A 14,634-nucleotide genomic window follows, 5' to 3' on the forward strand; every position below is an offset into this window, starting at 1 on the left:
CTACGTCTCATGCTTTTCATTGATTAAATATCGAATCAGGACGATACCGGATTCCTCTGCGAACATGGCAGGTACGGGTTCTGTAAGCGCGGGAAATCACTTACAATCAGAGCCAACCTGCTTCCCAGCAGCTATCCTGCTGATCGACAACCCATCCAGTCTCCCCTATGAGCCATACGGAAAATTTCCCAACCAACGCCGCAGCACTGTCCCGTTTTTTACAACGCTGGCTGCAGGGAGCACCAGAACGAGGCGCACAGCTGCAGGAAATAAGCAGATTATCCTTTAGCAAAGCGGATTTTGCGCAGATTTTACAAAAAGAAATTTCATCCGGTGCCAGTTTGAACAAGGCAATGCGACGTTTGCGCAACCTTGTACTCGTTACACTGATCGAGCGCGATCTGAGCGGACGAGCGGATATGCATGAAGTGGTCACGACTATCAGCGAGTTTGCCGACTTTGTAGTGGCACAACACTTAGCCGCACTCGACCTGGAAATGCGCGCGCTATATGGCGTCCCGGTCGGTGAAGAAAGTGGCGCAGAACAATCCCTGATCGTGCTGGGCATGGGTAAGCTGGGTGGTTACGAACTCAATGTCTCATCCGATATCGATCTGATTTTTTGTTATGCAGAAGATGGCGAGACCCGCTGTCATGACGCTGCACAGCGCAGCCTGTCTAACCATGAATACTTCAGTCGCTTAGGCAAGAAACTGATCGCAGCGATTTCCGAGGTGACGGAAGACGGTTACAGCTTCCGTGTCGATATGGCCTTGCGGCCCAATGGTAATTCTGGCCCGCTGGTCGCCAGCTTCGGCATGCTGGAAGAATATTTCATGGTGCAAGGACGTGAATGGGAACGCTATGCCTGGGTTAAAGCCAGAGCCATGAGTGGTCAGCCTGAGGACTTGCTGCAACTGGAAAAAATCATCCGTCCTTTTGTGTACCGGCGCTACCTGGATTTCGGTGCGATTGATTCGCTGCGCTCTATGCATGCGCAAATCCGTGCAGAAGTAGTACGTCAGGAGACGCGCCATCCTGAGCGCAGTAACAACGTCAAACTAGGGCGTGGTGGCATACGCGAAGTGGAATTTCTGGCTCAGGTCTTTCAACTGATACGTGGCGGGCGCGATGCCAGCCTGCGTGACCGCTCTACCCGCAACACCCTGACTATTTTGAGTGAAAAAAATATTCTGGATGCCGACATCGTCACACAGTTGCAGCAATCCTATGTGTTCCTGAGAAACCTGGAGCATAGACTGCAATATCTGGATGATGCGCAAACTCATACCTTCCCCTCGAAAGAAGAAGACCAACTGCGCATCGCCAACATGATGGGCTATCCGCAAGTAGCGCCATTGCTGGATGCGCTGCAAGTCCACCGGCAGTTTGTCGCAACGCAGTTTGATACCATTTTCAAAGATAAAGCAGATGATGCAGCGGAAGCCGGTGAAGCGCAGCTGATCGCCAATCTTAACAGCAGTGAAGATGAAGATTTACTGATCTCTCAGTTCGGTGAGGCAGGCTTCCATGATGCACATGAAGCGGCGCGCCGCTTGAATGCACACTGGCATTCAGGCCGGATACAGACACTCAGCGAAGCCAGTCGCCAGAAGTTGCTGGCCTTGTTTAACCAGGCCATGCGCCTGATCGGTACGCAGGCTCAAAATCAACTCAGTTGCTGGCACCGCTTTCTCGACTTGATGGAGGCAATCGCGCGCCGTTCAGCCTACCTGTCGCTGCTGACCGAATACCCGGATGCACTGGCCCGCGTTATCCGTATGATGGATGCCAGTGATTGGGCCGCCAAGTTCCTGACCCGCCATCCGCTGTTACTTGACGAATTGCTGGATGAGTCAGCCTTGCAGGCACGCCCCGACTGGGCGCTATTTTCGCAAGAGCTAGAGAAAGAATTACTCGCACATCGCGATGACACGGAACGGCAATTAGAAACTTTGCGCGAGATGCATCACGCCATGCAATTCCGTCTGCTGGCCCAGGATCTGGAAGGACAAGTCACGGTTGAACATCTGGCCGACGACTTGTCGCAACTGGCAGATCTGATGGTGGCAGCAACGATAACCGCTGTCTGGCAGACGATTGCGACGCGCCATCGTGACACCCCGCAGTTTGCAGTCATCGCCTACGGCAAACTGGGCGGTAAGGAACTGGGCTATGCATCGGATCTGGACCTGATCTTCTTGTATGACGATGATGAACAGGACGCGCCAGCCAATTACGCCAAACTGGCTCAACGTTTCATTACCTGGATGACCAGCCATACGCCGGCAGGTATTTTGTTTGATATAGACATCGCCTTACGCCCGGACGGCGCCAGTGGCTTACTGGTTTCATCGATACAGTCTTTCGCCCGATATCAGGAAAAATCAGCCTGGTTATGGGAGCATCAGGCGCTCACGCGCGCGCGCTATTGTGCGGGTGATGCGCGCATAGGTCAGCAATTTGAAGCGATCCGTCATCAAGTCTTATGTCAATCCAGAGATGAAGCCAGCTTACGTCAGGAAGTGCTGCAAATGCGCAAAAAAATGCGCGATGCCCACCCTAATCGCAGCGAACTGTTCGACCTCAAACATGATGCGGGCGGCATGATAGATCTGGAGTTCATGGTGCAGTATCTGGTGCTGCGTCATGCACATCAGTATCCTGAACTGAGTGCAAACAGCGGCAATATCGCCTTACTGAAACGTTGTGGCGAACTGGGCCTGATTCCAACTGAACTGGCTCAACGCAGTGCATCGGCCTATCGCAGCTTGCGCAAACTGCAGCACAATATCCGGCTGCAGGGTGAAGACCGGGCCAGAGTCGCACTGGATAAAATCAGTCGGGAAGTCGATTCCAGTCAGCAGTTGTGGGCGAGCTTATTTCCTGAGTAAATCTGGCTTAGCGCTAAGCAAATAAAAAGCCGGCTGCGCAATGCAAACCGGCTTTTGTAAACGACATGAGAATAAACTTGTCAGGCTTGTGGCTTATTCGATTCCAGCCATTTTTTGATGCGACCGGCATCTGCCAGACGTGAATACTTCCCTTTAGAATCCAGGAACACCATCACAATCGCGCGCCCTTCTATCATCGCCTGCATCACCAGACAACGCCCAGCTTCGGCAATATAGCCGGTTTTCTGCAGACCAATTTCCCAAGAAGGATTCGCGACCAGTTTATTTGAGGTGCCGTATTCCAGCGGACGCCCGCCCGGATTGACCACATATTTTGAATCCGTCGAATATTCACGAATCACAGGATGCTGATACGCTGCGTTGACCAGCTTAACCAGATCACGCGCGCTGGCGCGGTTCTGACTGGACAAACCACTGGAATCGACATAATGGGTGTCGCTCATGCCCAATTGTCTGGCTTTAGCATTCATGGCAGCCACGAAAGCAGGCAAGCCTCCTGGATAACTGCGACCCAGCGCGGAAGCAGCACGGTTTTCCGAGCTCATTAAGGCGATATGCAACATATCCGCACGGGTAAGTTTAGCGCCAATTTTCAAGCGTGAACCGGTTCCTTTTTCCTTGTCGATGTCTTCTGTGGTGACTTCGATTTGCTCATTCAAATCCTGATGCGCCTCAACCACGACCAGGCTGGTCATCAGTTTGGTGATAGACGCGATAGGTAAAGACACATCCGAATTTTTTTCGAACAGCACTTTAGAGCTGGTCTGGTCCACCACAAACGCTACGTTAGACTGTAGCGACAAAGGATCAGCATGCTTTAAGCCTGCGATATCACCTACGCTGGGTTTTTCTGCAACGACAGGGGCGAGAGCCACATGCTCAGTCACCAGCTTACGTTTGCCGTTCACGACCACATAACGCTTCACCACTTTTGTATTGGCGGCGATCCTGGCAGACTTTTTGTGTACCACGTGTTTTTTTACATGACGATGCTTGGATTCCGTCGCTTGTACAGAGAGGGAAACTGCAGGAAGAAGCGCAGCAAGGCTCAGAATAATTGCTTTACGGGCAAATTTCACTATCTACAACTCCTACATAAAATATGCCAAAAAATTTAGTGCAGTGTAGCAAATCTCAAAAAAATCGCAAGATAATTAAAGACTTAGCGATTCCAATTGAAGTTTACTCTTATTTAATTTCACTTTATACGGGTGCAGGCCGCAATGAATAGCGAAGTGCTATTCCATAAACCGTACAAATCCAGAAACTGGCTCACGCGCAGTCTGCAAAGAGTTTTCAGGCTTACTCATATCAGCATAACCCAAAGACATGCCGCAAACCAACATCTCGCTATCTGGCAGGGAAAGATGTTCGCTGATAATACGGTGATATTGGGTAAAAGCAGCCTGCGGACAGGTATCCAGTCCACGCGCTTTTGCAGCCAGCATCAGGTTTTGCAAAAACATGCCATAGTCCAGCCAGGAGCCCTGCTCCATGATGCGATCAATGGTGAACATCAAACCGACTGGTGCATCAAAAAATGTGTAGTTACGACCATGCTGGGCATGCATACCTGCTTTGTTGTCACGCCCCAAACCCAGCAGAGCATATAAATCCCAGCCCACTTTGCGGCGACGGTCCAGATACGGGCTGGTCCATTGCAAAGGATAGTAGTGATATTCCTCAGTATGCGGTGCGGCAGGATCTGGGTGTTCGTGCGCTTGCAAGATTTTCTGCGACAGCTGGTTTTTCTTTTCCCCGGTCAGCACATAGACTTTCCAGGGCTGGGTATTGGTTCCGGAAGGTGCGCGTGCCGCAAGCCTGAACAAATCCTGCAGCAGCTCGGCAGGAACAGGATCCGGCAAAAAAGCACGCACAGAATGGCGTTCAGTGATGAGCTGGTCTACAGCTTGCTGCAATTCAGTTGGCGTCATCAGAGTCACTCAGAATAAAAGTTAATACAGACCTCAGCTCGCCGGGAAGCGGGACGGGGCGCCGGCTATTTCTGTCTACGTAGACATGAATAAAATGCCCTTGTGCAGAAGCGACTTGCTCATCGTTGCGGAAGATGCCTAACTCATAACGAACGCTGGTGTTACCCAGCCGGCTGACCGCAAATCCGACTGTCACCTCATCCGGAAACGCGATGGGTGCAAAGTAATTGCATTGGGTTTCGATGACCAGACCAATTACCTGGCCATGTTCCGCATCCAGCACCTGTTCACTGATCAGATACTGATTGACTGCGGTATCGAACCAACTGTAGTAGGTGACATTATTCACATGCCCATACACATCATTATCCATCCAGCGGGTTGTCAGTGTATAGAAGCGCTTGAAATCCCTGCGGGTTTTGATGCTGTTTGTGACTGATGTAACAGGTTTAACAGGATGAACAGGTGCATTTGAATTCATGAATGGAAATTCCAGAAAGAAACACTAACAAAAAGTGTAACACACTCCCTTCTTTCATCGTCCAGTCACAATGCCGGATCACAATCTGCTGAGCAACGCATTCTGTAGCCATAGAGACAAGTTCCCTTAGCCACTGTTCATGTTTGAGTTGCCAAACAAGAATATTTCATTATAATCAATTTATTGCAATGCACAATTTGTGTAGATCCTTTGCAATATCCCCTCTGATTTCATTCATGCACGACCCTTTTCAAGGAGTTCCCTATGTTTTCAGTACCTGAACAATTCTCAGCGGCAACTAAAGCCAATCTGGATGCACAATTCGCATTATTCTCCTCTATCAGTGCAAAAACACTGGAAAGCGTTGAAAAACTGGCCGAACTGAATTTGAATGCAGTAAAAAGTACAATGGAAGAAGCCACTGCGACGACCCGCCAGTTATTGTCCGCAAAAGATGCGCAGGAATTCATTCAGCTGAGCAGCGCACAATTGCAGCCAAATGCGGAAAAATTTCTGGCATACAGCCGTCATCTGGGAAATATTGCAACGACAACTCAGGCAGAACTATCCCGCGCAGCTGAAGTACAACTGAATGAGAACAAACGTAAAGTTGTTACTTTGCTGGAAGAAGTGACCAAAGATGCGCCAGCCGGAACCGAGCACATTGTTACTGCAATCAAATCTGCCATCAACAATTCTCATGCGAGTCTGGAGCAGATCAACAAAACAGGCAAACAAACCATAGAAGCTTTAGAAGCCAATCTGAACACAGTTGTAACGCAACTGGTACAAGCTGGCGAAAAAGCTGCCCCTGCCAAGTTAAGCACAAAAAAATAAATTTTCCGGTTTTTGGCAAAAAAAACCCGCTTAATTAAGCGGGTTTTTTACTTTCTAAGCGTGCAGGGATTTAACCTTCACCCAGATAGGCTGCCTGAACCTTAGGATCATCCAGCATATCTTTGGCATTTCCACTCATGGTAATCAAGCCGGAATCCATCACATAGCCACGATGTGCAGCTTGCAACGCCAGCTTTGCATTTTGCTCAACCAGCAGGATAGTCACGCCTTGTGCCGAGACATTACGAATCACTTCAAAGATTTTCTCGACCATGATAGGTGACAAACCCATAGAGGGCTCATCCAGTAACAACAGCTTGGGATGACTCATCAGTGCGCGCGCCATCGCCAGCATCTGCTGTTCACCGCCTGACAAAGTACCGGCCAGCTGTGCAGAACGCTCCTTCAGACGCGGGAACACGGAATACCATTTATCGATATCAGCCGCAATGCCAGCACTATCGTTACGAGTATAAGCACCCATCATCAAATTTTCATGAATGGTCATACGGGTGAATACGCCGCGGCCTTCAGGTACCATCGCCAGGTGTTCGGTGACCAGTTCAAAGGAGTTCTTACTGCGGATAGAAGCCCCCATGTACAGGATTTCCCCCTCAACCTTACAGCTGGGCAAGGTGCCAGTAATGGCCTTCAGGGTTGTCGTTTTACCCGCACCATTGGCACCAATCAAGGTGATCAGCTCACCCTTATTGACTTCCAGGTCGATGCCCTTGACTGCTTTAATTCCGCCATAAGCCACCTTGAGCTGCTGGACTTTCAATACATTTTCAACCATTAGTGGCCACCTCCCAAATAGGCTTCGATCACAGCCGGATTTTTTTGAATATCTGCAGGAACACCTTCTGCAATTGGTTTGCCGTAATCGAGTACAGTCAGGCGATCACACAAGCCCATCATCAGTTTGACATCATGTTCGATCAGCAGGATCGTTTTACCTTCGGCCTTAATCTTGACCAAGAGCTCACGCAACGCCAGTTTTTCAGTCGCATTCATACCGGCTGCAGGCTCGTCCAATGCCAGCAGCTTAGGATCGGTCGCCAGTGCGCGTGCAATTTCCAGACGACGCTGATCGCCGTAGGACAGGAATTTAGAGGTGCGGTCGGCAAACTGACCGATACCAACAAAGTCCAGCAATTCCTGGGCACGCTGGCGGATTTCAGCCTCTTCCTTGCGCGCAGCAGCATGGTGAAAAACTGCACCAAACACGCCCTGATGAGTGCGCACATGACGCCCCACCATGACGTTTTCCAGAGCGGTCATTTCGCCAAATAAACGGATATTCTGAAATGTACGTGCAATACCTGCTTTTGCCACTTCATGCGGTGCCGAAGGGGAATACGGCTTGCCATCCAGTTCAAAACTACCGGTATCAGGCTGGTACAAACCAGTGATCACGTTAAAGAAAGTTGTTTTACCCGCGCCATTCGGTCCGATCAGGCCATAAATCTGGCCTTTTTTGATATGAATACCGACGTTGGATAAGGCTTGCAGCCCGCCGAAGCGCTTGTTAGCGCCTTCAATTTTTAAGATAGTCTGTTCAGTCATCACATTTGTCCTTACGCTGTGGCGTCATTGGTTTTACCAATCTTGTCTTCATGCTTAGGTGCAGGCCACAAACCGGCCGGGCGATTCAGCATGACAACCACCATCGTCAGACCGTACAACAACTGACGTAACACTTCTGCTTCTATCCAGATTTTACCGAACAGCATATTCTGTACAGGTTCAACGACGTGACGCAGCACCTCAGGTAAAGCTGCAAGCAATATGGCACCCAGGATAACGCCAGGAATATGTCCAATACCCCCCAGCACCACCATCGCCAGAATCACGATCGATTCCATCAGCGAGAAGGACTCCGGGGAAACGAAACCCTGGAAAGAGCCAAACATCGCGCCGGAAATACCACCAAATGATGCCCCCATAGAGAAAGCCAGCAGTTTGACGTTACGGGTATTGATACCCATCGCTTTTGCTGCAATTTCATCTTCACGGATGGCGACCCAGGCACGTCCGAGACGGGAGTTTTGCAAGCGCAAGGAAATGATCACGATAAGGATGCACAGAGTCAGGAACAGGAAATAATACGCATTCACAGATGGCATACTGAAGCCAAGGAAGCTCACCACACCCGCCTCACCTTGCAGTGACACGCCCATGATGCTGACCGGATCCACCATATTGATCCCTTGCGGACCATTTGTGAAGTTGATCGGTGAATTCATGTTATTCATGAAAATACGGATAATTTCACCAAAACCCAGCGTCACGATCGCCAGATAGTCACCCCGCAGTTTGAGTGTAGGCGCGCCGAGCAAAGCACCACATAAACCAGCGATCAATGCAGCAAACGGGATAATGATCCAGACCGACAGATGTATGCCTTTTTGAGCAATTTCCGGTCCGAACAAAGTAACCAGAGCATTACCAAGTGCCGGGTAGTTTTCTACAAAGGATTCAAGTATCACAGCAAACTGGGGTGATCCGAAAATCGCAGCGAGATAAGCACCGACAGCATAGAACGCGATGTAACCGAGATCCAGCAAGCCGGCGAAGCCCACCACAATGTTCAGACCCAGCGCCAGCATAATGTAGAGCAAGGCGAAGTCGATAATCCGGACCCATGAATTACCAAAGTTAGCAGCAACAAACGGGAACAGCACCAGCACCAGCCCCATAATGGCGAAACTGGTATAGGCTTTTTTCGGATTGGCTTTTGTATCAAAAATAGTTGACATTGATCTTCTCCTTAAGCGCGATCAGCGACGCGTTCACCCATGATGCCGGATGGACGTAATGTCAGCACAATAATCAATACAACGAATGCGAAGATATCCTGGTAATGACTACCCAGTACACCACCGGTCAGATCACCGATATAACCCGCACCCAGACTCTCGATCAGACCCAGGATAATGCCACCCACCATAGCGCCATAGATATTGCCGATACCGCCTAATACCGCAGCAGAAAATGCCTTCAGACCAGGTACGAAGCCCATCGCAAACTGTGCGGAAGAGTAATTCGCGGCCCACATCACACCTGCAATCGCTGCCAGTGCAGCGCCGATTGCAAACGTGGCCACGATCACATAGTTGGAATTCACACCCATCAGACCGGCAACACGTGGATTTTCTGCCGTTGCACGCATGGCGCGTCCCATTTTGGTTTTTTCAACCAGCAGCACCAGGCCAACCATAGCCAGGGTAGCCAGTATCAGCAACAGAATTTGCGTCTGCGAAATGACAGCACCACCGATTTGTACCGGTATCGTAGGCATTACGGAAGGGAAAGGAATTGGGCTGCGACCCCAGATCATCATTGCAAATGTCTGTACCAAAATAGACACGCCGATCGCAGTAATCAGCGGAGCCAGCCGCGGTGCATTACGCAAACGGCGATAAGCGACCCGCTCTATCAGTATATTAACAAGAATACAAACCGGAATTGCTCCGATGATAGCGATCAGCAACATCAGAATGCCATGCATCTCAGGTGCAACGACCTGCAATAGCTTGATGATACTGAGTCCTGCCATTGCGCCGACCATTAACACATCGCCGTGCGCAAAGTTAATCAGATTTAAAACGCCGTACACCATGGTGTAACCAAGCGCGACCAGGGCATACATACTTCCCAAAACCAGCCCGTTAATCATTTGTTGGATAAAGGTATCCATATTGGTATCTCTTTCTATGAACGAATCTAAATTTCAACCGAGCCCGATGTTTGTATCCGGTAAAGAACAACAAGCGAGTCAGAAAAATCATTCCCGATAACAAAAAAACGGCACCCGTCATACGGTGTGCCGCTTTCAACTCCGTTATCCGGAAAGGCGTGTCTTCATATCAGGAGTAACAATATTGCGTGTAATGCACATGATAAAACTCTCCTCTGCAACTTTTGGTAAAAGCTTTTCTAATATTTCGACTTCTTATATACGCCAATGAAGTGGGCGCGATTATACATAGGCAACTTCTCAAGACAGTGGTATAAAAACCACCCTTACCTACGTATTTTCCACAGACCCGGCATTTAAGCATACACCTTTATCAATTTCACAAACAGTCAAATTGATTTGCCGGCTCATCTTAAACACGAATTCACTGAATAAAATATCGAAAACCAGAACAAAACAGATTTTTATCAAAACAAATTACAAATTTCTATGCTAACAGGCTGACTCAGGCTTCTTGCGCGATGCTTAAACCCTTAGGCATAGGAAAAGTAACGTTTTCTTCTACGCCGTCCAGCGCACGCACACTGCTGGCGCCCAATTCTTTCAGTCGAGCAATCACTTCCTGCACCAGTACCTCAGGCGCTGAAGCCCCCGCGGTGACGCCAATACGTTGCACATTTTCCAGCCAGGCGGGCTGTATTTGACCTGCATTGTCGACCATGTAAGCGGCCGCACCGATTTTCTCAGCCACTTCGCGCAGACGATTAGAGTTGGAGCTGTTCGGACTACCGACCACAATCACCAGCTCAACCTGAGGTGCCATAAATTTGACTGCCTGTTGACGATTCGTCGTGGCGTAACAGATATCGCCTTTCTTAGGCTCACTGATCTCAGGGAAACGTTGTTTAAGTGCCGCGATAATGTCAGCCGTATCATCCACAGATAAAGTGGTTTGCGATACATAAGCCAGCAACCCGGGATTAGCCACTTGCAAGCTGGCCACATCAGCCACCGTTTCAACCAGATACATACCGCCTTCGGTCTGCCCCATCGTGCCTTCGACTTCCGGATGACCATCATGGCCTATCATGATGATTTCGCGGCCTTCCTTGCGCATTTTAATGACTTCCATATGCACTTTGGTGACCAATGGGCAGGTAGCATCGAACACTGTCACGCCACGTTGCTCCGCCTCCTTGCGCACCGCCTGCGAGACGCCATGTGCAGAGAAAATCAAGGTATTTCCGGCTGGCACATCTTCCAGATTTTCAATGAAAATAGCGCCCTTTTGACGCAAATCATTCACAACAAAGGCGTTATGCACGATTTCATGTCTGACGTAAATGGGCGCGCCAAACTGCTTTAAAGCGCGCTCTACAATTTCAATCGCACGATCCACTCCCGCACAGAAACCACGCGGTTGCGCCAGTAAAATTTCCTTATCCATCTTACAAAATTCCTATGATACGGGTTTCAAACAGCAGGGTTTGACCTGCCAGCGGATGATTAAAATCAAAAATATAGCCGTGTTCATCTTTGGCTTTCAGTATGCCGGCAAAGCGCCCACCCGACGGTGCAGCGAACTCGACCAGATCACCCACGACATACTGTTCGCCAAACGCAGAATTCTCACGCAAAGTTGCCTCAGATACGCGTTGTATCAGCTCTGGGTTGCGCGGACCAAACGCCTGTTCAGGCAACAACTCACGCGTAGTGTGCGAACCTTCAGGCAAGCCTAGTAAGGCTTTTTCTAATTCCGGGGCAAGTTGCCCCAAACCCATCTGCAAAGTCGCGGGACTTTCTTCAAATGTACTGATAATATTTTCACCATCAAGGCTGGCAAGACGGTAATGCAAAGTCAGGTAGGAGTCGGATTGGACTAAAGGTAGGTCTGGATTCGTCATGATTTCAGGCTTTCACTAATAAGCCGCTATTGTAAGCCAGCTTTCAGCGATACAAGTTTTTCTCAAACACAAGCAGGAGCCCAGCTAATGGCAATTCATGACTGGCCTGAAGATGACAGACCCAGAGAACGCCTGATTAAGTCAGGTGCCAGCGCTTTGTCTGATGCAGAACTGTTGGCAGTCTTTTTGCGCACCGGTGTGAAGGGTAAGAGTGCGGTGGATCTGGGCAGAGACATGCTGCAGGATTTTGGCTCTTTATCCAAACTGTTTGGTGCCGGTATGAATGACTTCTCGCGCATCCATGGTTTAGGGGCTGCAAAATACGCTCAATTACAAGCTGTTCTCGAACTCGCGAAAAGAGCCATTTGCGAAGAAGTCAGGCAGGCCGACGTGATGCATTCGCCCAAGGCCGTCAGGCAATATCTGCAGTTAATGTTGGGAGGGCGCGCCTATGAATCCTTTGCCGTTTTGTTTTTGGATGTCAAAAACCGTCTGATCAGCAGCGAAGAATTGTTTCGCGGCACCCTGGATCAAGCCAGTGTCTATCCCAGGGAAGTACTGAAATCTGCGCTGAAACATAATGCTGCTGCGGTGATACTGGCACACAACCATCCTTCGGGCTCTTGCGAACCCAGCAGCGCAGACCGGCAACTGACCAGTAAATTGCAACAGGCATTACAGTTAATTGATATCCGCGTGTTAGACCACTTTATCGTCGCAAACCCGCATGTTTACTCGTTTGCAGAGCACGGTTTACTGTGATTTTTCAAATTGTTAAATTTAAAAAATCCAAAAGACACAATTGTTTTTCACAAGTCGTTGATATTCCACGATTTTTTGTATACACTCTCATTTTTTCCAATTTCGGAAACTATTAAGGAGTTAATCATGGCACGTGTCTGCCAAGTGACTGGGAAGGGGCCAATGGTTGGCAACAACGTTTCCCACGCTAACAACAAAACTAAACGTCGCTTTTTGCCTAACCTGCAAAACCGTCGCTTTTTCGTAGAATCAGAAAACCGTTGGGTTTCTCTGCGTTTGTCTAACGCTGGTCTGCGCGTCATTGACAAAGTCGGCATCGATGCCGTTTTGGCTGACCTGCGTGCTCGCGGCGAAAAAGTTTAAGCTAAACTATTGTTAGGAAAAAATCATGGCTAAATCTGGTCGCGACAAAATCAAGCTGGAATCTACTGCCGGCACTGGTCACTTCTACACAACCTCCAAAAACAAGCGCACTATGCCTGAAAAAATGGAGATCATGAAGTTTGATCCTAAAGCACGTAAGCACGTTATCTACAAAGAAACAAAAATCAAGTAATTTTTGCTTCGCTTGTAACGTCAGAAAAGCCCTGCCCTGCAGGGCTTTTTCTTTTTGTAAAGTAGCTTTGATGTTCAGGTTTGGTATCTGATTTGAAATATAGCATTGGTCGCTGGTACGCCCATGTAGTGTAGTGTGGTGTGGTGTCGTGCTCAGGCTGCTTGATCTCAGCACTACGGGCTGACCGCCTACATGACAGGTAAAAGTGCCACGTTTGTGTCTACTGCCAACACTGATCTACTCTGATGACGAAAAAAAACGACGCCTAAGCGTCGTTTTTTTTATGCGAATAAGCTCCAGACTTATGCGTAGGTACGCAGACGCAAGGAGAACTCTTGCAAAGTCTTGATGCCGGACGCTTCAGCACGGGTACACCAATCCTGCAACTGATGCACCAATTGCTCACGGCTGACGGTGGAACGCTCCCAGATCAGGCCCAATTCTACGCGCATATCATGCATGGTCTTGAGTACATTGCTATGCGCCAGCACTTCAGACAAAGCCTGTTGTTGCTCACTGACCAGCTTGCTAGGCTCACGTTGCAGCAGTACTTTAGTTGCCTTCAGACGCGCTGCTTCAAACTGCGCTTTCTCACGCAAGGAAGCCACCTCATCACGCCAGGTACGGCGCAAGGTTTTCGCGTATTTCGCCATCACGTCATAACGGTTAGTGATCACTGCCTGCAGCGTTTCCATATCCACCGCTGCTTTTTGGGCAACGAATTTCGGTTCCGGTGCGACTTTCTTCACCTTAGCCAGACCCAGGGTTTCCAGTGTGCGGATATATAACCAGCCAATATCGAACTCATACCATTTGGAAGACAACTTGGCAGACGTACCGAATGTATGGTGATTGTTGTGCAACTCTTCACCACCAATCAGGATGCCGATAGGGAAAATATTGGTAGATGCATCAACGCAATCGTAGTTACGATAACCCCAGTAATGGCCGATACCATTGATGATGCCCGCTGCTGTGATAGGAATCCACATCATCTGTACTGCCCAGACGGTAATACCGATCACGCCGAACAGACTGAAGTTAATGATCAGCATCAATGCCAGACCCTGCCAGCTGAAACGGGTGTAGACATTGTGCTCCATCCAGTCATCCGGCGTACCATGGCCGTACTTTTGCAGGGTTTCCTGATTTTTGGATTCGGTACGATACAGTTCCGCGCCTTCCAGCAACACTTTCTTAATGCCGCGAGTCTGCGGGCTATGCGGATCTTCTTCAGTTTCACACTTGGCATGGTGCTTACGATGCACAGCTGCCCACTCCTTAGTCACCTGGCCCGTTGTCATCCACAACCAGAAACGGAAGAAATGGCTGGGTATCGCATGCAATTCCAATGCGCGGTGAGCCTGGCAACGATGCAGGAAGATCGTCACACTGGCGATCGTGATGTGAGTCACCACCATCGTATAGATAAACACTTCCCAGCCGCTCGCGCGGGTCAGTCCATTGGACAGGAAGTCGACGAGAGATTCAATAAATGTACTCAAAATGACAATTACTCCGGTGTTATTGTGTGTTACTCAGCTT

General features: G+C 49.2%; 15 protein-coding genes. 5 read left to right on the plus strand and 10 right to left on the minus strand.

Translation table 11 applies throughout. The annotated features are described in order from the left end of the window. Positions 1-167 precede the first annotated feature (167 nt). Positions 168-2,894, plus strand: a complete 2,727-nt coding sequence (gene glnE / locus H8K43_RS09015) for a bifunctional [glutamate--ammonia ligase]-adenylyl-L-tyrosine phosphorylase/[glutamate--ammonia-ligase] adenylyltransferase (protein ID WP_186903529.1) — start codon at positions 168-170, stop codon at positions 2,892-2,894. 80 nt (positions 2,895-2,974) lie between these two features. On the opposite strand, the gene pbpG is transcribed toward glnE, so the two are convergent. The 3 genes from pbpG to H8K43_RS09030 all read right to left on the minus strand — a co-directional run bounded on the left by pbpG (position 2,975) and on the right by H8K43_RS09030 (position 5,330). Next, the gene (gene pbpG / locus H8K43_RS09020) at positions 2,975-3,997 is read right to left on the minus strand and encodes a D-alanyl-D-alanine endopeptidase (protein WP_186903730.1); all 1,023 of its coding nucleotides are present in this window, start codon (positions 3,995-3,997) and stop codon (positions 2,975-2,977) included. A 156-nt stretch (positions 3,998-4,153) separates the two neighbouring features. Then, a complete protein-coding gene (locus H8K43_RS09025; protein ID WP_186903530.1) occupies positions 4,154-4,849 on the minus strand; it encodes a nitroreductase in 696 nt (231 codons plus the stop codon). Continuing rightward, on the minus strand, positions 4,836-5,330 hold the full coding sequence (locus H8K43_RS09030; RefSeq protein WP_186903531.1) for an acyl-CoA thioesterase: 495 nt from the start codon (positions 5,328-5,330) through the stop codon (positions 4,836-4,838). The genes H8K43_RS09025 and H8K43_RS09030 overlap by 14 nt, the downstream gene beginning before the upstream one ends. A 264-nt stretch (positions 5,331-5,594) precedes the next feature. On the opposite strand from H8K43_RS09030, the gene H8K43_RS09035 reads away from it, so the two are divergent. Beyond that, positions 5,595-6,167, plus strand: coding sequence for a phasin family protein (locus tag H8K43_RS09035; protein ID WP_186903532.1), 573 nt, complete (start codon positions 5,595-5,597; stop codon positions 6,165-6,167). 70 nt (positions 6,168-6,237) lie between these two features. Here H8K43_RS09035 and H8K43_RS09040 read toward each other — a convergent pair whose 3' ends face one another. The 6 genes from H8K43_RS09040 to H8K43_RS09065 all read right to left on the minus strand — a co-directional run bounded on the left by H8K43_RS09040 (position 6,238) and on the right by H8K43_RS09065 (position 11,771). After that, on the minus strand, positions 6,238-6,963 hold the full coding sequence (locus H8K43_RS09040) for an ABC transporter ATP-binding protein (RefSeq protein ID WP_186903533.1): 726 nt from the start codon (positions 6,961-6,963) through the stop codon (positions 6,238-6,240). After that, complete coding sequence (locus tag H8K43_RS09045; protein WP_162021237.1) at positions 6,963-7,733, minus strand: ABC transporter ATP-binding protein; 771 nt, start codon at positions 7,731-7,733, stop codon at positions 6,963-6,965. The genes H8K43_RS09040 and H8K43_RS09045 overlap by 1 nt, the downstream gene beginning before the upstream one ends. A gap of 11 nt (positions 7,734-7,744) precedes the next feature. Beyond that, positions 7,745-8,926, minus strand: a complete 1,182-nt coding sequence (locus H8K43_RS09050) for an ABC transporter permease subunit (protein ID WP_186903534.1) — start codon at positions 8,924-8,926, stop codon at positions 7,745-7,747. 11 nt (positions 8,927-8,937) lie between these two features. Continuing rightward, positions 8,938-9,867, minus strand: coding sequence for a branched-chain amino acid ABC transporter permease (locus H8K43_RS09055; RefSeq protein WP_162021239.1), 930 nt, complete (start codon positions 9,865-9,867; stop codon positions 8,938-8,940). A 505-nt stretch (positions 9,868-10,372) separates the two neighbouring features. Continuing rightward, the gene (gene ispH / locus H8K43_RS09060) at positions 10,373-11,314 is read right to left on the minus strand and encodes a 4-hydroxy-3-methylbut-2-enyl diphosphate reductase (RefSeq protein ID WP_186903535.1); all 942 of its coding nucleotides are present in this window, start codon (positions 11,312-11,314) and stop codon (positions 10,373-10,375) included. Position 11,315: 1 nt separating this feature from the next. Then, the gene (locus H8K43_RS09065) at positions 11,316-11,771 is read right to left on the minus strand and encodes an FKBP-type peptidyl-prolyl cis-trans isomerase (protein WP_186903536.1); all 456 of its coding nucleotides are present in this window, start codon (positions 11,769-11,771) and stop codon (positions 11,316-11,318) included. A gap of 87 nt (positions 11,772-11,858) precedes the next feature. On the opposite strand from H8K43_RS09065, the gene radC reads away from it, so the two are divergent. From radC to rpmG, 3 genes are all read left to right on the plus strand, one after another. Continuing rightward, positions 11,859-12,533 carry a RadC family protein gene (radC, locus tag H8K43_RS09070; RefSeq protein WP_186903537.1) on the plus strand — a complete coding sequence of 225 codons (675 nt, stop codon included), beginning with the start codon at positions 11,859-11,861 and terminating at the stop codon, positions 12,531-12,533. A gap of 126 nt (positions 12,534-12,659) precedes the next feature. After that, positions 12,660-12,896, plus strand: a complete 237-nt coding sequence (gene rpmB, locus H8K43_RS09075) for a 50S ribosomal protein L28 (RefSeq protein WP_162021243.1) — start codon at positions 12,660-12,662, stop codon at positions 12,894-12,896. 25 nt (positions 12,897-12,921) lie between these two features. Further along, positions 12,922-13,089, plus strand: a complete 168-nt coding sequence (gene rpmG / locus H8K43_RS09080; RefSeq protein WP_110257750.1) for a 50S ribosomal protein L33 — start codon at positions 12,922-12,924, stop codon at positions 13,087-13,089. 302 nt (positions 13,090-13,391) lie between these two features. On the opposite strand, the gene H8K43_RS09085 is transcribed toward rpmG, so the two are convergent. Continuing rightward, a complete protein-coding gene (locus H8K43_RS09085) occupies positions 13,392-14,594 on the minus strand; it encodes a DesA family fatty acid desaturase (protein ID WP_186903538.1) in 1,203 nt (400 codons plus the stop codon). Positions 14,595-14,634 lie beyond the last annotated feature (40 nt).

The sequence above is a fragment of the Cognatundibacterium curvum genome (assembly GCF_014284235.1).
Lineage (GTDB): Bacteria > Pseudomonadota > Gammaproteobacteria > Burkholderiales > Burkholderiaceae_D > Undibacterium > Undibacterium curvum.